Source organism: Streptomyces sp. SYP-A7185 (genome assembly GCF_046103685.1).
GTDB lineage: Bacteria > Actinomycetota > Actinomycetes > Streptomycetales > Streptomycetaceae > Streptomyces.
Window position 1 is genome coordinate 5,926,942 of record NZ_CP122310.1, and the last position, 21,481, is coordinate 5,948,422.

The window sequence follows — 21,481 nt, forward strand, 5'->3', positions numbered from 1 at the left end:
TGAGTGTTCGACGAAAGAAGGAAGCTGTACCGATGAGCATTCGGCGCACCACAAAGACCCGCAGGGCGATGACCGCTGTGGCGATCACTACTGGGCTGGTCCTGACGGTGGCCGGTTGCGGTGGCAGTGATGGCGGGGACGAGGACAAGCCTGACAAGGGAGCGTCATCCTCTTCATCGGCAAAGGACAACAAGGGCGACGAGCAGGAGAAGCCGGAAGCACCTGAGGACGACAAAGCCCTGGCAGAGGGCAAAGACGGTGACATCAGCGTCGTGATCGATTCGGCCCTCCGTGACGGGGGCGGCTTCGTCACCGTGTCCGGAACGGTGACGAACAACGGCAGTCAGTCCTGGCTCGGAGCCAACTGGGCAAGCGACGAGCGGGAGCTTCGCTCGAACGGAGGCTCTCTCTCCGGCGCCAGCTTGGTGGACAACGACGGGAAGAAGAAGTACCTCGTACTCCGAGACACCTCGGGGCGTTGCCTGTGCACGAAGTTCAACGGCCGAGTGAAGCAGGGTGATACGGCCAGTTGGTTCGCCCAGTTCCCCGCGCCACCCGAGGGGACCAGCAAGGTCACGTTCCAGGTCGGGTCGATGCCCCCCGCCTCCATCGAGATCTCCGAGGGCGAGTGACCCATGGGCCACCCACGATCACGCCCCCGCACACGGACCCTTGCCACGGTGAGCACCCTCACCGTGCTGATCTTCCTGACCGGCACCCCCGCCTTCGCCGACGAAGACGACCCCAGCGCACCCCCCGGCAGCAGCACCACGTCACCGCCCCCCGAGGTGGACTCCAACAGCCCCGGCCTGAAGCTGGCCGATGGGGCGACCTTGGCCCCGGCGAAGGTCCTGGACATCAAGTCAGTGGTGGAAGACCTCGGTGGTGAGGAGCGCCGCGAGGACACGAACACGGACGTCAAGTTCGCGCTCCAGGCGGAGGTCCTGTTCCCCAAGGACAGCAACAACCTCAATCCAGAGGCGAACGCTCGTATCAAGGCGATCGCGGAGGAGGCGAAGGCCCAGAAGGCGACGACCATCAGGGTGTTCGGCTTCACGGACAACCTCGGCTCGTACAGCCACGGCAAGACGCTGTCGCGTAAGCGCGCGGAGGCGGTGCACGACAAGCTGGCGAGTTATCTGGGCCCGGAGGTCACGTACTCCGTACGCGGCTACAGCGAGGACTACCCGATCGCGGACAACACGTCGGAGCAGGGCCGCAAGAAGAACCGCCGAGTCGAGGTGACCTTCCCGCGGGGCGCCGGCGCAGGCACGGGAACGGCCCCGTCCGGCAGCCAGGACTGAACCGTCGGGGTGGCTTTGGTGGGCCTGTGGTGGTGTGGGTGCCGGGGCCGTCCGGTTGTCCCGAGGCTGGTGGTTCCGGGGTGGGAGTCAAGGGCGCTCCTGCGTCGCGTCGGCTACGCCGATTCCGCTCCGCTCCACCCTTGACACCCACCCCTCCACCACGCGAGGAAACCCGACCGAACGGCCCAAGAGGCGAGACTCTCGACCACTCCCGTGGGGAGAAGAGGTATTCCGGTCGAGCGCGGACTGGTTCTTCTGAGGTGACCGTCACGGGAAACGGCGAGGAGAAACCGGGCGGGAGGGAGGGAGGGAGGGAGGGGGAGGGAGCGGGCGGAGCAGAGCGGGGCTGAACAGGGGCGGGGGGCAGGGCGCGCGGGCGCGGTCGCTCCGGAAATGGGCACCGGTCTCGTCAAGCGACTGCGAACCGGATCTCCGGGGGCGAGCGCCAGGTGGTGAGGGGGCGCGCGACCGCTCCGGAGATGGGGGACCCGCTTCGTCGAGCGACTGTCGACCGGATCTTTTGGGGTGAGCGCCAGGTGGTGAGGGGGCGCGCGATCGCTCCGGAGAGTGGCACCGGTCTCCTCAAGCGACTGCGGATCGGGTCTCCCGGAGAGACTGGCAGGTCTTGAAGAGGGCGCGACCACTCGGAGATGGGCACCGGAATCGTGGAGCGGTACCCCACTCCTGGGCGCCTTGCCGGACCAGAGCCCCGTAAAGATCCCGAACCCCAACGGGAACTGATAGCCCAAGGCAAGGCGACCAACATCCACAACTGCGACGAGGCCCACCCAGCGCCCGTTCCGCAGGTCCACCCCGCGAACGGCAAGAAAGTCCCACGGAGTGGCCCACGTGACGTCAGGGCTTGGGAATCCCTTGCCATGCGAAGGTATGTAGACCAATGCGGCTGCCCCCGATGCCGACCACACGCCGCAAGCCTCCCCCGTAGACGCGCTGGACCGTGGCTACTTGGCAAACCTGCTGTCTTTCCCAGCGCACTCACACATCAGAGCCTCACGGGTACGGACGACATCCGCCGCCTCACCGATGCCCGACGGCACCAGCCCGCCCTGCCCCGCCCTGCCCCGCCCTGCCCTGGCCTGATGTGGCGCGGGGCGTCGTATTCCGCCCTCCTCGTGCTCAGCCTCCTCGTCCGGCCCCCCCTCTCGGCCCGCCTCAGCCTCTCCCCGCCCCCCCCGTTAAATGACGTGAGTCCCCGCCCCTCGCGATGCGAAGATCGCAGCATGCGTAGTTTTGACGTGCTTGTGGCGGAAGCGGAGTCTGCTCCTACCGAAGGCTGGGACTTCTCCTGGTTCGAGGGGCGGGCCACCGAGCAGCGGCCCTCCTGGAGGTATGCCCACGCCATGGGAGAGCAGCTCCGGCACGCCGGCGCCTCCCTCGACGTGCAGACCGGCGGCGGTGAAGTCCTCGCCTCCGCGCCTTCCCTGCCGCCGCTCGCCGTCGCCACGGAAGGGTGGCCGCCGAACGTCGCCAAGGCCACCGCCCTGCTGCATCCGCGGGGCGCGGTCGTCGTGGCCTCGCCGGAGGACGCCCCGCTGCCGTTCGCCGCGGAGGCCTTCGACCTGGTCACCAGCCGGCATCCGGTGAAGGCCGACTTCGAGGAGATCGCCCGCGTGCTGCGGCCGGGCGGCACGTACTTCGCCCAGCACGTCGGACCCGCCAGCGTCTTCGAGGTCGTCGAGTACTTCCTCGGCCCGCAGCCCGAGGAGATCCGGCAGGGGCGCCACCCCGACCAGGAGCGCGCGGAGGCCGAGGCCGCGGGGCTCGAGGTCGTGGACCTGCGGGCCGAGCGGCTGCGCATGGAGTTCTTCGACGTCGGCGCCGTCGTCCACTTCCTGCGGAAGGTCGTCTGGATGGTGCCTGACTTCTCCGTGGAGAAGTACCGGCCCCGTCTCCGTGAGCTGCACGAGCAGATCCAGACCGACGGCCCCTTTGTCGCCCACAGCAGTCGGCATCTCTTCCGGCTGCGTAAGCCGTAGCCCCCCGGCGCACGCACTTCGGCCCCCGACCCCCGGCCCTTCCCCTGGCCGCCGCCACGATCCAGGCCCCGCCCCCACTCACGTTCACCCCCCACCCCTACGCATGCGGCCCCACCCCCACCAGCCCCACCACCAGCTCCGCCCGTGCCTCCAGTACCTCGCCCACCCTCTCCGCCTCCACCGCGAGCTCCCGTTCCTGGTGGGTGCTCAAGGCGTCCAGGGGTTCCACCGTCACCGTCACCCGGCGGCCCGAGCGTCGCTGGTGCCAGACTCCCGCCGCGATTCCGTCGACGAGCAGCACGGGGAAGTTGCCCGCCTGGCCCCGGTTGAGCGCACGCTCGTAGGCGCGGCCCGGGAAAAGGCGGGCGCGGGGGTGTGAGGCGATGACGAACGCGTCGAAGTAGGGGAGAAGGCGGACCCCCCGAGGCGGCCCCGCCGGGAACTCGGTGTCGCCCGCCACCACCCACGACCCGGGCTCCCCGGCCAGCTCGACCGCCTCGATCTCACCGGCGGACGCGAGCGAGGCGAACAGCGCGGAGGCCCACCCCGGCGGGCCCGAGAGCCACCTGGCGAAGTCCTGCGCCGTCGCGGGCCCGTACGCGCACAGGAAGCGCCGCACCAGCAGCCGTGTCGCCTCCTCGGCCCCCAGCGGCTCCCCGATGTCCCGAGGGCGTGTGTACGTCACCTTGCGGCCCCGGTCCGGCGCGAAGCACAGCGCCCCGCGTTGGCCCGCCAGGTGCACGACCTGCCGCCAGCGCGGCCACATGCCCTGAAACGCGGGCATCACCAGGTCGCCGGCCCACGGCCCGGTGCGCGCCACCACCTCCGCGCCCAACTCGTCGATGGTCAGCCGTACGCCGTCCAGCGCCTCACCGATCGCCGTGACGATCTCCTCCGCCTGGTCGGGCGTCACGCGCGCCTCGGGCTTGAAAGGACTCGCCCCGGACGGTACGGCGGGCAACGCGGCCGTCCAGAGGGGGAGTTCGTCGTACGGGAGGAGGTGGATGGTGCCGCGTGGCCCGTACGTCTTGACCAGGCTCGGCTCCTCGCCCCACAACGCGTCGCGTACGTCCTGCCGCGACGCCCCGTTCATCCGCAGCCCCACGGACAGTTCGGCGGCGGACAGCACCTGCGCCTGCGCGCCGAGCATGGCGGCGACGACCTCGCCCGGCCCCGCCTCGCCCGGCATCGCCGGACGCAGCAGGAACTGCCGCTCCATGCGCCGGGCGTTGGCGGCACTCCACGTGACGGCGGCAGGGGCGCTCATCGGAGGTCTCCTTCGGTACTGTCGAACGGGCAACTGGCCCTGCGGACACGAGGAGTGGACCATGCCGAAGAGCGGCGCGGAGGGCAATTCGGTGTCAGTGTCGGTGACGGGGGGCGGCGTGGCGGACGGTTCGGACGGCTGCACGGAGACCAAAGCCTTGTACGCGTGCGGCCTCGACGCGGCCGTGGACGTCGTCGGCGGCAAGTGGAAGCCGATGATCCTCTGGGCGCTGTACGCGGGCGCGACCCTGCGCTTCGGCGAGCTGCGGCGGCACATCGCCGGAATCAGCGAGAAGGTCCTCGTCCAGCAGCTGCGCGAGCTGGAGTCCGACGGCATCGTGCACCGCGAGGTGTACCGGGAGGTCCCGCCGAAGGTCGAGTACTCGCTGACGCCCCTCGGCATGTCCCTCAACGAGGCGCTGATCCCGCTGGGCGTGTGGGGCGACGAACACATGCAGCAGCTCGTGGCCAACAGGACATGTGACCCAAGGCATCAAAAGTCGGGCAAAGGCGACGGACGCGCCGCCTGACGGGAAACGGCCGCCCGAGGTTGCCTGTCGGGGCGATCGTTAGCCAAGTGATCCCGAACCAGGTCCCGTTGATTCCGCATCGTTATCCGTACTGGCTCGATCCGATCGCGAGAATCACGTAAGTTCAGACCAAGGCGAATTCGCGTGAGCAAAGCCACGTGTGCGGTGCCGCGCGGCGGAGGGGGCTGCGCGGCACCGCGCGCCCTCATCTCTCATCCTTCGTCCTCCATCCCTTGTCCCGGCCAGCGGGGCTGCCTGACAGTCCTTTCTAGGCCCCGAGCGGCCCTAGCGGCCCTTGTGTCCCAAGCGCCCCCACCGTTCCGCACCTCCACCCGTACGCCCCGCCGCACCTCCCACCGGGCCATCGCCCCGGCCTCCGCCTCCAGGACGTGCCGGGCCCGCAGCCGGGGGCGCCCGATCCGGCCGGGGCGCATCGTCCGTACGGACAGCACCCGCAGCTTCCGGTCCAGGTAGGCCACGTCGACGGTGAACCGCATGCGCACGGTGTGCACGCTGTTCGCGGGGCTCAGGAGCAGCGCCCCCGTCACCCCGTCCCGGCCGAGCAGCCCGCGCCGCCGCGCGCCGGCGGAGTCCGCGATCTCCAGGGGAAGTGCTCGCCCGGTCGGAAGCAGAAGCGTCGCCATGCGAGCCGAAGCTAGTGGCGCGCCCCCGCGTCGCGTCAAGCGGGCGCCTCACCCTCCGTTCCCCCCAACGGGCTATCGCCGCGCGAGGCCTGAATCGGTCGGCGGGGCCGAAATCCGGTGGGAGAACAGGGTCGCGGAGTCGTCAGGCGATTTCGGAGAGTAGTTGTGGCACGCCGATGCGCGCAGCATCACTTACGAAGGGTTATGGTGGAAACCCCCCCTCGGGCCGGTCCGTCTCCCCCCCACGGACCGGCCCGATTTTTTGTGCCCGGACGCGGTGGAGCCGTCTCCCGCCGCTCCTCTCGGAGCAGAAGCCTCCGGATATGGTCAGGGACATGTCGAATCAGTTCCCCCCGCCGCCCCATGACCCCCAGGCCGGCCCCCAGCAGGGACTCCCCTCCTACGGCGGCCCCGCCCAGCACCCCGTATACGGAAACGCCCCCGGACAGGCCCCCGGCCACGGCGCCGGACAGGCCCCCGGCCACGGGCCCGCCTACGGGCCGGGCTACGGCTACGGACCAGCCGCCCCGCTCACGATGCCCGGTGTCGTCCGTGCCGCGCAGATCATCATGTGGGTGCTCGGCGGCCTCGTCCTGCTCGGCACGATCGCCATCGCCGCGTCGGGTGACGCCGAGACGGCCGGAGCCGCCTTCGGGTCGAGCCTGTGCCTGCTCGTGGCCGCCGGTTTCGCCTTCACGTTCAAGAACGCGGGCCACGGCATACGCGTGACCTGCATTGTCCTGATGAGCGTCCAGATCGCTCTCGGACTCGGCAGCCTCGCCGCCGGCAACCCCGCCGGCCTCCTGGGGCTGCTCGCCTCCATCGCCACGGTGGTCCTGCTGAGTCAGGGTGCCGCGGGCGCCTGGTTCAAGCGCCCGCGCACCCACCCGTAGGACCCGGGCACCCGTCCACAGGACCCGCGCGCCCGCCGGTAGGCCCAGCCCCGAAGGGCAGGATCCGCGCGCGCCGGGTCCCGGACGTCAGCCCCGCCCGGCCCAGATGTTGGTGCCGGGTGTGGAGACCGCGTACGTGTCGATCTCCGTCAGCTCCTCGTCCGTCAGCTTCGGACCGGCCAGCGCCGCGACGTTCTCCTCCAGCTGCTTCACGCTGGAGGCGCCGATGAGCGCGGAGGTCATGCGCTCGTCGCGCAGCACCCAGTTGAGCGCCAGCTGCGCGAGCGACTGGTCGCGGCGGGCCGCGATGTCGTTCAGGCCGTTGAGGCGGCGCAGGACCTCGTCGCTCAGGAGGTCGGGGTCGAGCGACTTGCCCTGCGTGGCGCGCGAACCCTCGGGGATGCCCTTGAGGTACTTGTTCGTGAGCAGGCCCTGGGCGAGCGGCACGAACGAGATGCAGCCCATGCCCGCGCTCTCCAGCGTGTCGAGCAGGCCGTCGTCCTCGGTCCAGCGGTTGATCATCGAGTACGAGGGCTGGTGGATGAGGGCCGGCACGCCCATCTCCCGCAGCAGGCGCGCCGCTTCGGCGGTCTGCTCGCTGTTGTAGGAGGAGACGCCCACGTACAGCGCCTTGCCCTGCTGGACGGCGGAGGCGAGCGCGCCCATCGTCTCTTCGAGCGGGGTCTCGGGGTCGAAGCGGTGCGAGTAGAAGATGTCGACGTAGTCGACGCCCATCCGCTTCAGCGAGGCGTCGAGGGACGAGAGCAGGTACTTGCGCGAACCCCACTCGCCGTACGGGCCGGGGTGCATGAGGTAGCCCGCCTTGGTCGAAATGACCAATTCATCGCGGTACGGGGCGAAATCCTGTGCGAACAGCTTGCCGAAGTTGAGCTCGGCCGAACCGGCCGGCGGGCCGTAGTTGTTCGCCAGGTCGAAGTGCGTGACGCCCAGGTCGAAGGCGCGGCGCAGGATCGCGCGCTGGCTCTCCAGGGACTTGTCGTCGCCGAAGTTGTGCCACAGGCCGAGGGAGACGGCGGGCAGCTTCAGGCCGCTGCGGCCCGTGCGCCGGTACTCCATGGTGCTGTAACGGTCCGTTGCCGCTCGGTACAGAGACGTGTCGTTCATGGGTACGAAGCTACGCCAGCCGGGGATCTTCCGGTGCCGCCCCGCGACCGCCGAACGTCCGGACACCCGCCCGACCGAAGAGCGATCGCCCGCTCACCCGAGGGCGGAGGCCCGCCCCCGCAGCGGTAGGCTTTCGCCTTCGGGGACTGCCATCTGCTGGAGGGGCTGACAGAAGTGAACCTGCGCGACCTGGTGTACGGACTTTACGCACGCCGGGTGGAAGGCCGCCTCGACCACGATCAGGTGCCCAAGCACATCGGGGTCATCCTCGACGGCAACAGGCGCTGGGCGAAGGCATCCGGCGGGACCACCGAACAGGGCCATCAGGCGGGCGCGTACAAGATCGAGGAGTTCCTCGGCTGGTGCGCCGAGACGGACGTCGAGGTCGTCACGCTCTGGATGCTGTCGACGGACAACTTCGACCGTCCCGAGCGGGAGCTGATCCCGCTCCTCGGCATCATCGAGGACACCGTCCGCTCCCTCGCGGCCGACGGCCGCTGGCGCGTGCACCACGTGGGCACGATGGACCTGCTGCCCTCCCGCACCCAGGCCGTCCTGAAGGAGGCCGAGCAGGCCACCCACGGCAACAAGGGAATACTGGTCAACGTGGCCGTCGGGTACGGCGGCCGGCAGGAGATCGCCGACGCGGTCCGCTCGCTGATCCTGGACCACGCGGACAAGGGCACCAGCCTGGAGGACGTCGCCGAGACGGTCGACGTCGACCTGATCTCCAAGCACCTCTACACGCGCGGCCAGCCGGACCCGGACCTGGTGATCCGAACGAGTGGTGAGCAGCGCCTGTCCGGCTTCATGCTCTGGCAGTCGGCCCACTCCGAGTACTACTTCTGTGAAGTTTTCTGGCCGGCCTTCCGCAAGGTCGATTTCCTGCGCGCGCTGCGTGATTACGCGGCCCGGCACCGGCGCTACGGCGGCTGACACCCCCTCGGGTGCTCGCGTGGGTGAGGCGTGAGTAACCCAGAGTTCACGGACGCGCCGTCATATGCCCTGGCATGGCTGCGCGTGTTCGAGGGAATAAGCCTTGCAGGTCGACATCCGATTCACGGATGTCGTATCTCAGCGGGCGGCATGGGGCCGTCCGCCCGGGAGGCCCTTTGCACCAGGACGACCGTGCGGTGAGTACGGGCGAAGTGGAGGGCCGGAGCTCGGCCCGCGCACTGCGGTCCGAGACCGGTCCGGACTTCTCCCGGCATCCTTCCCGTCGCTCCCCGACCTCATCCGAGGGGGTACGTCCTTCCGTGGTGACCAGCGCGAAGCGCCGCATGTCCGACAGGCGCACCTATGTTCTCGACACCAGCGTTCTGCTCGCAGACCCGAACTCCATGTACCGCTTCGACGAGCACGAAGTCGTGCTGCCCGTCGTCGTGGTCACGGAGCTGGAGGCCAAGCGGCACCATCCCGAGCTCGGCTACTTCGCCCGGCAGGCCCTGCGCCTCCTGGACGACTGCCGGGTCCGGCACGGTCGCCTGGACGCGCCGATCCCGATCGGCGATCTGGGCGGCACGCTGCGCGTCGAGCTCAACCACTCCGATCCCGGCGTGCTTCCGGCCGGCTACCGGTTGGGGGACAACGACTCACGGATTCTCGCCGTAGCGCGAAACCTCCAGGCAGAGGGATACGACGTCACCGTCGTGTCGAAGGATCTGCCTCTGAGGATCAAGGCGTCCTCGGTCGGCCTCCTCGCGGAGGAGTACCGCGCCGAGCTCGCCATCACGGACTCCGGCTGGACCGGAATGTCCGAACTGACCCTCTCCGGTGAACAGGTGGATCTCCTCTTCGAGGAAGAGACCCTGCACGTGCCGGAGGCGGCCGGTCTGCCCGTCCACACGGGCCTCACCATCCAGTCGGAGAGGGGCAAGGCGCTGGGCCGGGTCACGGCCGAGGGCGATGTCCGTCTCGTGCGCGGCGACCGTGAGGCCTTCGGCATCAAGGGGAGGAGCGCGGAGCAGCGCATCGCGCTGGATCTGCTGCTCGACCCGGACATCGGCATCCTGTCGATGGGCGGCAGGGCGGGCACCGGCAAGTCGGCCCTCGCGCTCTGCGCGGGACTTGAAGCGGTCCTGGAGCGCCGCCAGCACCAGAAGGTGATGGTCTTCCGGCCGCTGTACGCGGTGGGCGGGCAGGAGCTCGGCTATCTGCCCGGCACCGAGGCCGAGAAGATGGGCCCCTGGGCCCAGGCGGTCTTCGACACGCTCGGGTCGGTGGCGGGCAAGGCGGTCATCGAGGAGGTGACGGCGCGCGGCATGCTCGAAGTGCTCCCGCTCACCCATATCCGCGGGCGCTCGCTGCACGACGCGTTCGTGATCGTCGACGAGGCCCAATCCCTGGAACGAAACGTTCTTTTGACCGTTCTGTCCAGGATCGGGGCGAACTCCCGTGTCGTCCTCACCCATGACGTCGCCCAGCGCGACAACCTCCGAGTGGGGCGGTACGACGGGGTAGTTGCCGTGGTGGAGAAGCTGAAGGGCCATCCGCTGTTCGCCCACGTCACCCTCACCCGATCGGAGCGCTCGCCGATCGCGGCGCTCGTGACCGAAATGCTGGAGGACGGAGCGATCTGAACCAGTTCACCCTGGTTACGCGGTAGTTGGCGCCGCCCGGCGAAGCGAAGGAGCTTAGCCGGGCGGCGTCGTGGTGCTCGCCCTTTTCCGAAAAACTTCTGGGGCAAACGAGGTGTGAGCTTTCACACGGCACGGAGAATTGCCTTGCGGCATCCGGCTGGGGCAGAGTCTGGGTCCTGTCAGGCCCCGCATGCGACACACCGGTACCCCCTGCGGTACTGCAACTCAGAGACACCAGAACTTCATAGTGGCCGTCGCATGCCGCCCGAAGCACCACGCGACGCTCCCGTCACGGGAGTTGTCCACCGGGCCCGTGCCTCCCGTGACCGAGATACCAGCGGAGGCCAGCGCCAGGGGCACGATTGCGTCCGCGAGGTCACCCATGCGGGCGATGCTGGAAGGAAACCGTGTGAGCCGGATTTCGGTCCGGGGATTCGCCGTGGCATCCGCCACCGCGGTCACCACCGTCGGCGCTGTTGTCGGTGTCGCCTCGGGCAGCACCCCGGGCGCCTCGAACGACAACGACTTCGAGGCGACGGCAAGCGAAGCGACCCTCCTCGCAGACATCCCCGCTGGTCAGCAGGCCCAGGTGCAGACCGCGTCCCTGACGCAGCAGGCCGACGCACAGGCCATGGCTGCCGACACGGCCGCGAAGAAGTCGGCGGCGGAAGCAGCGCGCAAGCAGGCCGCCGAGTCGGCGATCGCGAAGCAGAAGGCCGCGGAGAAGGCGGAAGCCGCCGAGAAGGCGGAGAAGGCGGCGGCCAAGAAGGAGCGTGAGGCGGCGGCGGAGACCAAGGCCAGCCGTTCCTCCGCGCGCGACGCCTCCGACTTCGCCCCGCAGTCCTCGTACTCCGTCTCGCAGGTTCAGGCGATGGCACGGCAGATGGTCCCCGGTGACCAGTTCCAGTGCTTCAGCAACATCGTCAACCACGAGTCCACCTGGAACTACAAGGCCACCAACGCCTCTTCCGGCGCGTACGGCCTCGTCCAGGCGCTCCCCGGCTCCAAGATGTCCTCGGCCGGAGCCGACTGGCAGACGAACCCCGCCACGCAGATCAAGTGGGGCCTGGGCTACATGAACGACCGCTACGGAAGCCCGTGCGGAGCCTGGGACTTCTGGCAGGCGAACAACTGGTACTGAGCCGCGTATCGCTCAACCTTTCAGAGGCCCCTCACCGTCCTTCGGTGGGGGGTCTCAGCCGTGTACGGTCAGTCCGACGACTCCAGGGGGGAGTGGTGGGGAAAGACGGGGGAAGAGGATGGATCATGTCGCGTGTACCAGGGTGGATCGGCCGGCTGGGTTCCGGGCTCTCTCAGATGGGGGAGCGGATGGGGCGCGACGACGCTGACTCCGACCCCGAGGACGACGTCAGGCCGGCGCGGCGGTTCGCGCCCCGCGACGCCGACGGTGACGCGGCAGCAGCCGACGACTCCTCGGACGTCGTTCCCGCGCCTCCCGCGTACGCCCCCGCCGTAGCGGCACGCCCCGACCCCGTCGCGGCGGTCCCGTGGGGCATGCGGGTCGCGGCCGAGGCCGGCTGGCGGCTGCTCGTGCTCGCGGGCACGCTCTGGGTGCTGATGAAGGTGATCAGCGCCGTACAGCTCGTCGTCTTCGCCTTCGTCGCCGCGCTCCTCGTCACCGCGATGCTCCAGCCGACGGTGGTCCGCCTCAAGCGGTTCGGCCTGCCGAGGGGCCTGGCGACGGTCGTCACGGCCGTGCTCGGCTTCGTCGTCATCGGCCTGGTCGGCTGGTTCGTGGTCTGGCAGGTCATGGACAACGTGGACACGCTGTCCAGCCAGGTCCAGGACGGCATCGACGATCTGCGCAACTGGCTGCTCACCAGCCCGTTCCACGTCACCGAGGACCAGATCAACGACATCGCCAAGAGCCTGCGCGAGGCGGTCGGCGCCAACACCGAGGAGCTGACCTCGGCGGGGCTCGAAGGCGTCACCGTGATCGTGGAGGCCATGACCGGCATCCTGCTCGCGATGTTCTCGACGCTGTTCCTGCTCTACGACGGCAAGCGCATCTGGCAGTGGGTCCTGAAGCTGGTCCCGGCGCCCGCGCGGCCCGGCATCGCGGGCGCGGGGCCGCGTGCCTGGCGCACGCTGACGGCCTATGTGCGCGGCACGGTGATAGTGGCTCTGATCGACGCGATCTTCATCGGGCTCGGGATCTACTTCCTCGGGGTGCCGATGGCGGTGCCGCTGGCCGTCTTCATCTTCCTGTTCGCGTTCATCCCGCTGGTGGGCGCGGTCATCTCGGGCGCGCTCGCCGTGGTGGTGGGCCTGGTGACCCAGGGCGTCTTCACCGGTGTGATGACCCTCGTGGTGGTCCTGGCCGTGCAGCAGATCGAGGGCCACATCCTCCAGCCGTTCATCCTGGGCCGTGCCGTACGGGTGCATCCGCTGGCCGTGGTGCTCTCGGTGGCCGCCGGCGGTCTGGTCGCCGGGATCGGCGGAGCCGTCGTCGCGGTGCCGCTGGTCGCCGTCACGAACACGGTGGTGGGCTATCTGCGGGCGTACTCGCAGGAGGCCGCCCTGAAGCAGGCACCGCAGCCGCGGGGGGCCACGGCCCTGGACGTCGCGCCGGTGGAACCGGAGCCCACCGCCGAGCGGTAGAGCGGTCCCCTACGCGAAAGGGCCCCGCCGACCAAGAGGTCTGCGGGGCCCTTCGTGGTGTCCGGAGGTTACTCGGAGAGCACTGCCTCGGAGTCCAGCGTGACGCCGACCGCCTGGATCACCGCGGCGATCTTGACGGCTTCCTGGATCGTCTCGCGGTCCACGCCGGCCTTGCGGAGCACCTGCTCGTGCGAGTCGAGGCACTGGCCGCAGCCGTTGATGGCGGAGACGGCGAGCGACCACAGCTCGAAGTCGACCTTCTCCACACCGGGGTTGCCGATGACGTTCATCCGCAGACCGGCGCGCAGGTTCCCGTACTCCGGGTCCGACAGCAGGTGGCGTGTGCGGTAGAAGACGTTGTTCATCGCCATGACCGCGGCGGCGGACTTGGCGGCGGTGTACGCCTCGGGGGAGAGGTTCGCCTTCGCCTCGGGCTCCAGCTCGCGCAGCACCTTCGGGGAGCGGGAGGCGATCGCGCAGGCGAGCACCGTGCCCCACAGCTGCTGCTGCGGCAGGTCCGAATTGCCGATGACCGAGCCGAGGTTCAGCTTCAGGTCCTTGGCGTAGTCCGGTACGGCGGACTTCAGTTCGTCGAGTGCCATGTCAGAGCCTTCCGTTCACTCGCCCGAGAGCAGCGCGACCGGGTCCAGGGTCTCGTCGCCCTGGGTCCAGTTGCAGGGGCACAGCTCGTCGGTCTGGAGCGCGTCGAGGACCCGGAGGACCTCCTTGGGGTTACGGCCGACGGAACCGGCGGTCACCATCGTGAACTGGATCTCGTTGTTCTGGTCGACGATGAAGACGGCGCGCTGGGCGAAGCCGTCCGCGCCCTCGATGCCGAGGTCACGCATGAGCTCGTGCTTCGAGTCGGCCAGCATCGGGAAGGGCAGGTCCGTCAGGTCCGGGTGGTCCTTGCGCCAGGCGTGGTGCACGAACTCGGAGTCGCCGGAGAAGCCGAGGATCTGGGCGTCACGGTCGGCGAACTCGTCGTTCAGCTTGCCGAAAGCGGCGATCTCGGTCGGGCACACGAAGGTGAAGTCCTTGGGCCACGCGAAGACGATCTTCCACTTGCCCTCGTAGGTCTTGTGGTCGATCTGCTGGAACTCCGAGCCCTTCTCCAGCGAGACACAGGCAGTCAGATCGAACTGGGGGAACTTGTCACCGACAGTGAGCACGCGCTCTCCTTGCTGCACAGAAATTCCCTTTTGGGGAGTTTCCTGGGGGGTTGGACTGATGTTGATCGTGGCACAGAGTGCATTGATTAGGGAAATAGCTAGAGTGGGTCGTGTTGATCGAACCTGGCTATCAGTACCCGTAGAGAGAAGAGGAGGGCCCGTGGCCACCAGTGCCAAGCCCGTGGCCCGGCGTGGGGCCCGCCAGCCCAGTCTCGCCCAGCTGCGCGCCTTCGCCGCCGTCGCCGAGCATCTGCACTTCCGGGACGCCGCGGCCGCGATCGGGATGAGTCAGCCCGCGCTCTCCGGGGCCGTGTCGGCCCTGGAGGAGACACTCGGTGTCACCCTGCTGGAGCGTACGACCCGCAAGGTGCTGCTCTCCACGGCCGGTGAGCGCCTCGCGGTGCGCGCCAGGGCCGTGCTCGAAGAGGTCGGGGCGCTGATGGAGGAGGCCGACGCGGTGCGCGCGCCGTTCACCGGGGCGCTGCGGCTCGGCGTGATCCCCACCGTGGCGCCCTATCTGCTGCCCACGCTGATCGGCCTGGTCCACGAGAAGTACCCGGACCTGGATCTCCAGGTGCACGAGGAGCAGACGTCGTCGCTGATCGAGGGGCTCGCCGCGGGCCGCCTCGACCTGCTGCTGCTCGCGGTGCCGCTCGGTGTGCCAGGGGTCACCGAACTGCCGCTCTTCGACGAGGACTTCGTGCTCGTCACGCCGCTGGACCACTGGCTCGGGGGGCGCGAGGGCATTCCGCGCGACGCCCTGCGCGAGCTGAACCTGCTGCTGCTCGACGAGGGGCACTGCCTGCGCGACCAGGCCCTGGACATCTGCCGGGAGGCGGGCCGCGCGGACGCCCCGGTGACCACCACCGCCGCCGGGCTCTCCACCCTCGTCCAGCTGGTGGCCGGCGGGCTCGGCGTGACGCTGCTGCCGCGGACCGCCGTCCGGGTCGAGACCAGCCGCAGCAACCAGCTGCTCACCGGGTACTTCGCGGACCCGGCCCCGACCCGGCGCATCGCCCTCGCCATGCGGACGGGGGCCGCGCGCGCGGCGGAGTACGAGGCGCTGGCCGCCGCGATGCGGGGTGCCGTGAAGCCGTTGCCGGTGCGGGTGGTGTGACCCCGCACCGGCGACGTAGCGCCCCTGGCCGGGGAGTTACTCCGTGCGCAGGCCGTCCGGGCGCATCATGCGCCACAGCGGCGGCAGGCTGAGCAGCGTCACGACCGCGACCAGAGCGGCGCCCGCGGCCATCAGGGGCGCGAACAGCCACCAGTCGGTGACCGTCTTCTGGATCATGCGGACCATGACCCAGCCGAGACCGAGGCCGCCGGCCACGGCGAGTGCCAGGCCGATCGCCACCGGCACGGCGGTCTGCCACAGGATCGACCACGCCATGGAGCCGCGGCGGGTGCCGAACGCGGTGAGGGCCGCGAGCAGGCGCTTGCGCTCCCGCAGTTGCTCGATCATCGAGACCAGCATGGACGCCGCGATCAGCGCCATCGTCGCCATCGCACCGGCCTGGAGGCCCTTCTGGATGGTGGCGTACTGCTTGTCGCGCTCGACCATGCGCAGCGTCCGCACGTCGAGGAACGGGTCCACGTGGGCCGCGGTGTTGCGGATGTACTCCTCGGCGTCCGGGACCTCCGGGTCGACCTGGATCATCGCGGTCGTCAAGGCGTCGGTCATCTTGGACAGGTCGATCGCGCCGGGCGTGGCATAGATGCCGTCGTGCAGCTCGCCGCCCGGGTCGGGGCGGGCCGTGACCGTGCGGGAGTCGGCGGGCAGCGTCCACGGGACGTGCCGGTGGCCGTGCTCGTCCCAGCTGATGGCGTTGAGGTCGACCGGCTTGCCGGGGCGGGCCGACTGGTCGACCCACTGGTTCATCTCGGGGTCGCCGGTGTGCACGACGAAGGTGTCGCCGTCCTCGCACGCGCCGATCCGGGCCAGCTCGCGCAGGTTCGCGCAGGTGCCGACCGTCAGCTCGGTGGTGGGCCGGACGTCCTCGGACTTCTTGAGCTTGCCGGGCCTGACGACGTACGAGGAGACCGTGCCGATGACGTTCGAGACGCCCTTGGTCTCGCGGAACTCGTCGATCATCCGGTCGGCCAGATCGGCGTCGCCGCCGTCGGCCCTGACGATGATCTTGGCGCGGGCGGGGTCGTTGCCGGTCATCCGGTTGAAGTCGTCGTGCATCGCGACGAACAGCATCTGGAGGGCGACCGCGCCGGCCACCGCGACGGTGATGCCGCTGACCGCGCGGGCGGCCGTACCGCTGCTCAACTGGAGCCTGCGGACGGCCAGCTGCCAGGGCACGGGGCCCCTGCCGCGCAGCCGGGACACGCTCGCCTCCACGAGCCAGGGCAGCAGCGCGGCCAGGCCCACCAGGGTGAGCGTCGCGCCGGCGCCGATGGCGAAGACCGGCGGCGCCATGCCGTCGCCGACCTGCCCCGCGGCCAGCAGGATGCCGAGGCCGAGGAGCGGCATGACGACGCGCCACCACACCCGCCGCTTGCGGGGCTTGGTGCTCCGCACGACGCCCAGCGGCTCGATGGAGACGGCCCGCAGCGAGATCAGCGTGACCAGGACCGCCGTGACGGGCACGGCGAGCAGGATGAGCACCGCGAGGGCGGGCACCGGCACCACGTCGGAGGGGAAGGCGCTGATCTTCCACCCGTCGAGGGTGCCGATCACCTCGCGTACGCCCAGGAAGAGCAGACCGCCCACGGCCAGGCCGAGCAGGGCACCGCACAGGGCCTCGCCCGCGGCGATCCGCCGCACGCTGTGGGCGTCCGCGCCGACCAGGCGCAGCGCGGCGAGGCGCCGGTCGCGCCGGTCGCCGCCGAAGCGGACCGCCGTGCCGATGAAGATGATCACCGGGGTCAGCAGGACCACGCAGATCAGCACCACCAGGACGACCAGCATCGGGTCCAGGGGCTCGGGGGGCTCCTGGTAGCCGAACTTGTCCACGCGGTGGCCGCCCTTGGCCGGGGTGAGGGCGTCGGAACCGGCGTAGTAGTACAGCTCCTTGGGGTTGGTCAGGCCCGCGTCGCCGATGGTGGCCGTGATGCGGTAGTCGGCGAGCCGCTCCTTCAGGAGGGCGCCGTCGGAGCTGTCGAGGAGCTCGCGCAGGGCGGGCGACACGGCCATCTCGCCGGGCGCGGGGAGCTTCTCCAGGCCCGGCGGCAGGACCGGGTGCTTGCCCTCGGCGCGCAGCACGCGGCCGCTCACCGTGGCGTCGCGGTAGTCGGTGGGCACGTCGCGCTGGAGGACCGTCGAGTCGGACCGGTCGATCTTCCTGGCCGAGAACTCGCCCTCGGCCGAGCGGGCCACCGAGCGCTCCTCGCGGTGCTGGAGCAGGTTGGGCACGGAGGCCGCGCCGAGCAGCAGGGCCACGCCGAGGCCGACGCCGACCGCGGTGAGGAGGGTGCGGGTCCAGCCCTCGCGACCGCCGCCGACGGCGAAGCGGATGCCCATGGCGAGGTCGCGGAGGAAGGCGCGGGCGCCCTTGGAAGCGGAGTCGTCGGCGAGCGGGGGCCGGGTCCCGCCGGCCGCCCGGGCACGCGTGTCGAGGCTCATATCGCCCGCTCCATGTCCCGTGACCTGCCGTCGCGTACGACGATCTCGCGGTCGGAGTAGGCGGCGACCCGCGTCTCGTGCGTGACCAGGACCACGGCGGCGTTCGTCGAGCGGGCGGCGTCGGTGAGCAGCTCCATCACGCGCTCGCCGTTGAGCGAGTCCAGGGCGCCGGTCGGTTCGTCGGCGAAGAGCACCCGCGGGCCGGTGGCGAGCGCGCGGGCCACCGCGACCCGCTGGCCCTGGCCGCCGGAGACCTCGCCGGGCCGCTTGGCGGCGACGTCCTCGACCTCCAGGCGCTCCATCCAGGTACGGGCGGTGGCCTCGGCGTCCTTGCGCTTGACGCCGTTCAGGCGCAGCGGAAGCGCCACGTTCTCCACGCACGTCAGCTCGGGGACCAGCTGCCCGAACTGGAAGACGAAGCCGAACTCGCTGCGGCGCAGGGCGCTGAGCGTGGTGTCCGGCAGCCCCGTGAGTTCGCGGCCGTTGTAGGTGATGGAGCCCGCGTCGGGCTTGACGATCCCCGCGAGGCAGTGCAGGAGCGTCGACTTGCCGGAGCCGGAGGGGCCCATGACGGCGACGACCTCGCCGGGGTGGATGGAGAACGCGGCGTCGTCGAGCGCGGTCGTCGGACCGTACGTCTTGCGCAGCCCGGAGGCGGTGAGGAGGGAACCGGCGGGGGTCATGCGGGGCGAACCTCCTGGGCGAGCCTGCCGAGGCGTGCGGCGGCGAGCTCCAGCCAGCGCAGGTCGGCTTCGAGATGGAACAGCGCGTGGTCGCAGATGAGCTGGTCGGCGAGGTCGCCCTTGCGCTTGCGGTCGGTGAGGATGCGCATCAGGCGCAGGTGCTCGGCGCGCTGGGAGTCGAGCATCCCCGAGGCGTCGCGCTCGGTGAGGAGCGCGAGGACGACCTTCGTGTAGAGGGTCGACTGGAGGTAGGGCTCGGGCTTCTCCGGGGTGGCGAGCCACTGCTCGACGTCGGTGATGCCGGCGTCGGTGATCGCGTACCGCTTGCGCTCGGGGCCGCCGCCCGCCTCTATGCCGTCGACCTCGACGAGGCCGTTCTTCAGGAGGCGGGACATGGTCGAGTAGACCTGCCCGTAGTGCAGTGGCTTGTCGTGACCGAACTTCTCGTCGAAGGTGCGCTTGAGGTCGTAGCCGTGGCGCGGGCCCGACTCAAGCAGGCCGAGGAGGGTGTGACCGATGGACATGCGGAGCACTCTACACGGTGTGTATACCCGCGATGTATACCGGTCACGGGGTGCTCACGGACAGTTCACGGGTTCGAAAGACGGGCAACCTTCTGGGGCCTGTGTTCGTCGGTTCATACGGGCAGGTGCTCATTGTCACGTCCGGAAAAGACTGGATCGGCATGAGTTTGTCCCAGGGTGCGGTGTTAGCTTCATGAGCTGACTCGACGTACGGATGAGACCTAGACGGAAGCGGAGCACTCAGACTCATGGGCCGAGCGGAAGAGCGACAAGCGCGGCAGCGCGGCGCGCGCCGGGCAGCGCGCGTGCGCCCCGCCGGCGGCGGAAAACCCAAGCGCACGGGCATACGCCGCTTCTTCACGCTGAAGAAGGTCCTCGGGACCTTCTTCGGACTCTGCCTGCTCGGCATGCTCGGCTTCGTCGTCCTGTACATGGTCGTCGACGTGCCCGAGGGCAACGCCGCGGCCAAGCTCCAGAGCAACGTCTACAAGTACAAGAACGGCGACGTCATAGCCCGCACCGGCGAGCTGAACCGCGAGGTCGTCGAGCTGGACAAGGTGCCCAAGAAGGTCCAGCGCACCTTCGTGGCCGCCGAGAACAAGTCCTTCTACAAGGACAAGGGCGTCGACTTCAAGGGCACGGCCCGCGGCCTGATCAACACCGTCACCGGCAAGGGCAAGCAGGGCGGCTCGACGATCACCCAGCAGTACGTCAAGAACTACTACTTGACGCAGGACCAGACGGTGACCCGCAAGTTCAAGGAACTGGTCATCTCGCTGAAGGTGGACCAGAACAAGAGCAAGGACTACATCCTCGCCGGGTACATCAACACCAGCTACTACGGCCGCGGCGCCTACGGCATCCAGGCCGCGGCCCAGGCGTACTACGGCGTCGACGCCGAGAAGCTGAGCGTCTCGCAGGGCGCCTACCTCGCCGCTCTCCTCCAGGCCCCGAGCCAGTACGACTGGACGTCCGCGACGGACGCCAGCAGGAAGCTGGTCAAGGCCCGCTGGAACTACGTGCTCGACAACATGGTCGAGGAGGACTGGCTGTCCGCGAGCGAGCGCGAGGGCCTCACCTTCAAGAAGCCGCAGCCGCCCAAGGCCGCGCCGGGCCTGGAGGGCCAGACCGGCTATCTGGTGACGCGGGCCAAGGCCGAGGTCATGAAGGCCGGCCACCTGAGCGAGAAGCAGTTCGACGCCGGCGGCTACACCATCACGCTCAACATCGACAAGAAGAAGCAGAGGCTTCTGGAGAAGGCCGTCGACAAGAAGCTGAACGACCGGCTCGACCCCGACAAGCGCAAGGCCGACGCCCGGGTGCAGGCGGGCGCCGCGTCCGTCGACCCCAAGACCGGCAAGGTCCTCGCCATGTACGGCGGCCAGGACTTCGTCAAGCACTACACGAACAACGCGACCCGGCGTGACTACCAGCCGGCCTCCACCTTCAAGCCGCTGATCCTGGCCGCCGCCCTGGAGAACGGGGCCAAGACGCAGTCGGGCCAGCCGATCACGGCGAACACCATCTACGACGGCACCACCAAGCGCCCGGTCAAGGGCAGCGACGTCGCCTTCGCGCCGCCGAACGAGGACGACAAGAGCTATGGCCCGGTCACCGTCCAGAAGGCGATGAACAAGTCCATCAACTCCGTCTTCGCGCAGATGGGCGTGGACGTCGGCATGGAGGACGTCCTGGAGACCGCGGGCAAGCTCGGCATGGACGTCGAGGACCTGCCCGCCGTGCCCGCGCAGACCCTGGGCACCATGGGCGCGAGCCCGCTGGAGATGGCGGGCGTCTACGCCACGCTCGACAACCACGGCAAGAAGGTCACGCCCGCGCTCGTGGCCTCCGTGGAGCACAAGGACCGCACCATCGAGCTGCCGGACCCGATCGGCGAAGAGGTCGTCGACCGCGGCACGGCGGACTCGCTCACCTCGGTCCTGACCGGCGTGGTCGACGACGGCACGGGCCGCGCGGTGCGCAGCCCGGTGCAGGACGTGGCGGGCAAGACCGGTACGTCCGACGACAACAAGTCGGCCTGGTTCACCGGCTACACGCCGAAGCTGGTCACCTCGGTCGGCCTCTTCGGCGAGGGCGCGGCCGGCACCGCCGAGGAGAGCAAGCAGGTCTCCATGCGGGGCGCGGGCGGTCTGCCGCGCGTCGACGGCGGCAGCTTCCCGGCGCAGATCTGGGCGGCGTACACCTTCGACGCGATGGGCTCACCCAGCCAGTTCGACCTGGACACGTCCATGGGAGCGGCCATCGCACCGCCCCCGGACCCGACGACGAAGGCCCCCGAGGAGCCGACGGAGGAGCCGTCGAAGACCAAGGAGCCGACGACGAAGCCGCCGACGGACGACCCGACGACGGACAAGCCGACTGAGACCCCGACGACGCAGCCGCCGACGGACGAGCCGACCACGGATCCGCCCACGGAGGACCCGGAGGAGCCCGACCCCACGGACTCCATCGAGATCCCGGAGAACCCGAACGGGCGGCCCGGCAGGGACTGAGGGCCAGACACGGCGAAGGCGCCCGGAAGCAGTTGCTTCCGGGCGCCTTCGCCGT

19 protein-coding genes are annotated in these 21,481 nt (G+C 69.7%); 11 read left to right on the plus strand and 8 right to left on the minus strand.

The window, feature by feature from the left end; genetic code table 11:
- The first annotated feature begins 32 nt into the window (after positions 1–32).
- From QBL25_RS26130 to QBL25_RS26140, 3 genes are all read left to right on the plus strand, one after another.
- Positions 33–632, plus strand: coding sequence for a hypothetical protein (locus tag QBL25_RS26130; RefSeq protein ID WP_409059400.1), 600 nt, complete (start codon positions 33–35; stop codon positions 630–632).
- Between the two features lie 3 nt (positions 633–635).
- Complete coding sequence (locus tag QBL25_RS26135; protein ID WP_409059401.1) at positions 636–1,304, plus strand: OmpA family protein; 669 nt, start codon at positions 636–638, stop codon at positions 1,302–1,304.
- A gap of 1,241 nt (positions 1,305–2,545) precedes the next feature.
- The gene (locus QBL25_RS26140; RefSeq protein ID WP_409059402.1) at positions 2,546–3,301 is read left to right on the plus strand and encodes a class I SAM-dependent methyltransferase; all 756 of its coding nucleotides are present in this window, start codon (positions 2,546–2,548) and stop codon (positions 3,299–3,301) included.
- 97 nt (positions 3,302–3,398) lie between these two features.
- Here QBL25_RS26140 and QBL25_RS26145 read toward each other — a convergent pair whose 3' ends face one another.
- Positions 3,399–4,568, minus strand: a complete 1,170-nt coding sequence (locus tag QBL25_RS26145; protein ID WP_409059403.1) for a winged helix DNA-binding domain-containing protein — start codon at positions 4,566–4,568, stop codon at positions 3,399–3,401.
- A gap of 61 nt (positions 4,569–4,629) precedes the next feature.
- On the opposite strand from QBL25_RS26145, the gene QBL25_RS26150 reads away from it, so the two are divergent.
- Complete coding sequence (locus QBL25_RS26150) at positions 4,630–5,097, plus strand: winged helix-turn-helix transcriptional regulator (protein ID WP_409059404.1); 468 nt, start codon at positions 4,630–4,632, stop codon at positions 5,095–5,097.
- Between the two features lie 212 nt (positions 5,098–5,309).
- Here the strand turns inward: QBL25_RS26150 and QBL25_RS26155 are convergent, their stop codons facing one another.
- A complete protein-coding gene (locus QBL25_RS26155; RefSeq protein WP_409059405.1) occupies positions 5,310–5,741 on the minus strand; it encodes a DUF192 domain-containing protein in 432 nt (143 codons plus the stop codon).
- Positions 5,742–6,076: 335 nt separating this feature from the next.
- Between QBL25_RS26155 and QBL25_RS26160 the strand changes: the two genes are divergently transcribed.
- Positions 6,077–6,634 (plus strand): DUF3824 domain-containing protein, encoded by a 558-nt coding sequence (locus tag QBL25_RS26160; RefSeq protein WP_409059406.1) that lies wholly within the window; start codon positions 6,077–6,079, stop codon positions 6,632–6,634.
- 87 nt (positions 6,635–6,721) lie between these two features.
- Here QBL25_RS26160 and mgrA read toward each other — a convergent pair whose 3' ends face one another.
- Positions 6,722–7,759, minus strand: coding sequence for an L-glyceraldehyde 3-phosphate reductase (gene mgrA, locus QBL25_RS26165; RefSeq protein ID WP_409059407.1), 1,038 nt, complete (start codon positions 7,757–7,759; stop codon positions 6,722–6,724).
- A 174-nt stretch (positions 7,760–7,933) separates the two neighbouring features.
- Here mgrA and QBL25_RS26170 point away from each other — a divergent pair, with 174 nt between their 5' ends.
- The 4 genes from QBL25_RS26170 (at position 7,934) to QBL25_RS26185 (ending at position 12,960) form a co-directional block, all read left to right on the plus strand.
- Positions 7,934–8,695 carry an isoprenyl transferase gene (locus tag QBL25_RS26170; protein ID WP_409059408.1) on the plus strand — a complete coding sequence of 254 codons (762 nt, stop codon included), beginning with the start codon at positions 7,934–7,936 and terminating at the stop codon, positions 8,693–8,695.
- Between the two features lie 320 nt (positions 8,696–9,015).
- On the plus strand, positions 9,016–10,338 hold the full coding sequence (locus QBL25_RS26175) for a PhoH family protein (protein WP_409059409.1): 1,323 nt from the start codon (positions 9,016–9,018) through the stop codon (positions 10,336–10,338).
- Positions 10,339–10,729: 391 nt separating this feature from the next.
- Positions 10,730–11,479 carry a lytic transglycosylase domain-containing protein gene (locus QBL25_RS26180; protein ID WP_409059410.1) on the plus strand — a complete coding sequence of 250 codons (750 nt, stop codon included), beginning with the start codon at positions 10,730–10,732 and terminating at the stop codon, positions 11,477–11,479.
- Positions 11,480–11,604: 125 nt separating this feature from the next.
- Positions 11,605–12,960, plus strand: a complete 1,356-nt coding sequence (locus tag QBL25_RS26185) for an AI-2E family transporter (RefSeq protein WP_409059411.1) — start codon at positions 11,605–11,607, stop codon at positions 12,958–12,960.
- A gap of 68 nt (positions 12,961–13,028) precedes the next feature.
- Here QBL25_RS26185 and QBL25_RS26190 read toward each other — a convergent pair whose 3' ends face one another.
- On the minus strand, positions 13,029–13,562 hold the full coding sequence (locus QBL25_RS26190; protein WP_409059412.1) for an alkyl hydroperoxide reductase: 534 nt from the start codon (positions 13,560–13,562) through the stop codon (positions 13,029–13,031).
- A gap of 15 nt (positions 13,563–13,577) precedes the next feature.
- On the minus strand, positions 13,578–14,132 hold the full coding sequence (locus tag QBL25_RS26195) for a peroxiredoxin (RefSeq protein WP_409059413.1): 555 nt from the start codon (positions 14,130–14,132) through the stop codon (positions 13,578–13,580).
- 160 nt (positions 14,133–14,292) lie between these two features.
- Here QBL25_RS26195 and QBL25_RS26200 point away from each other — a divergent pair, with 160 nt between their 5' ends.
- The gene (locus QBL25_RS26200; protein ID WP_409059414.1) at positions 14,293–15,249 is read left to right on the plus strand and encodes a LysR substrate-binding domain-containing protein; all 957 of its coding nucleotides are present in this window, start codon (positions 14,293–14,295) and stop codon (positions 15,247–15,249) included.
- A 36-nt stretch (positions 15,250–15,285) separates the two neighbouring features.
- Here the strand turns inward: QBL25_RS26200 and QBL25_RS26205 are convergent, their stop codons facing one another.
- From QBL25_RS26205 to QBL25_RS26215, 3 genes are read right to left on the minus strand one after another with little or no spacing between them, the layout of a single operon-like run.
- The gene (locus tag QBL25_RS26205) at positions 15,286–17,706 is read right to left on the minus strand and encodes an FtsX-like permease family protein (RefSeq protein ID WP_409059415.1); all 2,421 of its coding nucleotides are present in this window, start codon (positions 17,704–17,706) and stop codon (positions 15,286–15,288) included.
- Entirely contained in the window at positions 17,703–18,389 is a 687-nt protein-coding gene (locus tag QBL25_RS26210; RefSeq protein WP_409059416.1) for an ABC transporter ATP-binding protein, read from the minus strand. Before QBL25_RS26210 ends, QBL25_RS26205 begins: the two co-directional genes overlap by 4 nt.
- Positions 18,386–18,913 (minus strand): PadR family transcriptional regulator, encoded by a 528-nt coding sequence (locus tag QBL25_RS26215; protein WP_409059417.1) that lies wholly within the window; start codon positions 18,911–18,913, stop codon positions 18,386–18,388. The genes QBL25_RS26210 and QBL25_RS26215 overlap by 4 nt, the downstream gene beginning before the upstream one ends.
- 248 nt (positions 18,914–19,161) lie before the next feature.
- On the opposite strand from QBL25_RS26215, the gene QBL25_RS26220 reads away from it, so the two are divergent.
- Positions 19,162–21,426, plus strand: coding sequence for a transglycosylase domain-containing protein (locus QBL25_RS26220; RefSeq protein WP_409059418.1), 2,265 nt, complete (start codon positions 19,162–19,164; stop codon positions 21,424–21,426).
- Positions 21,427–21,481: the final 55 nt, after the last annotated feature.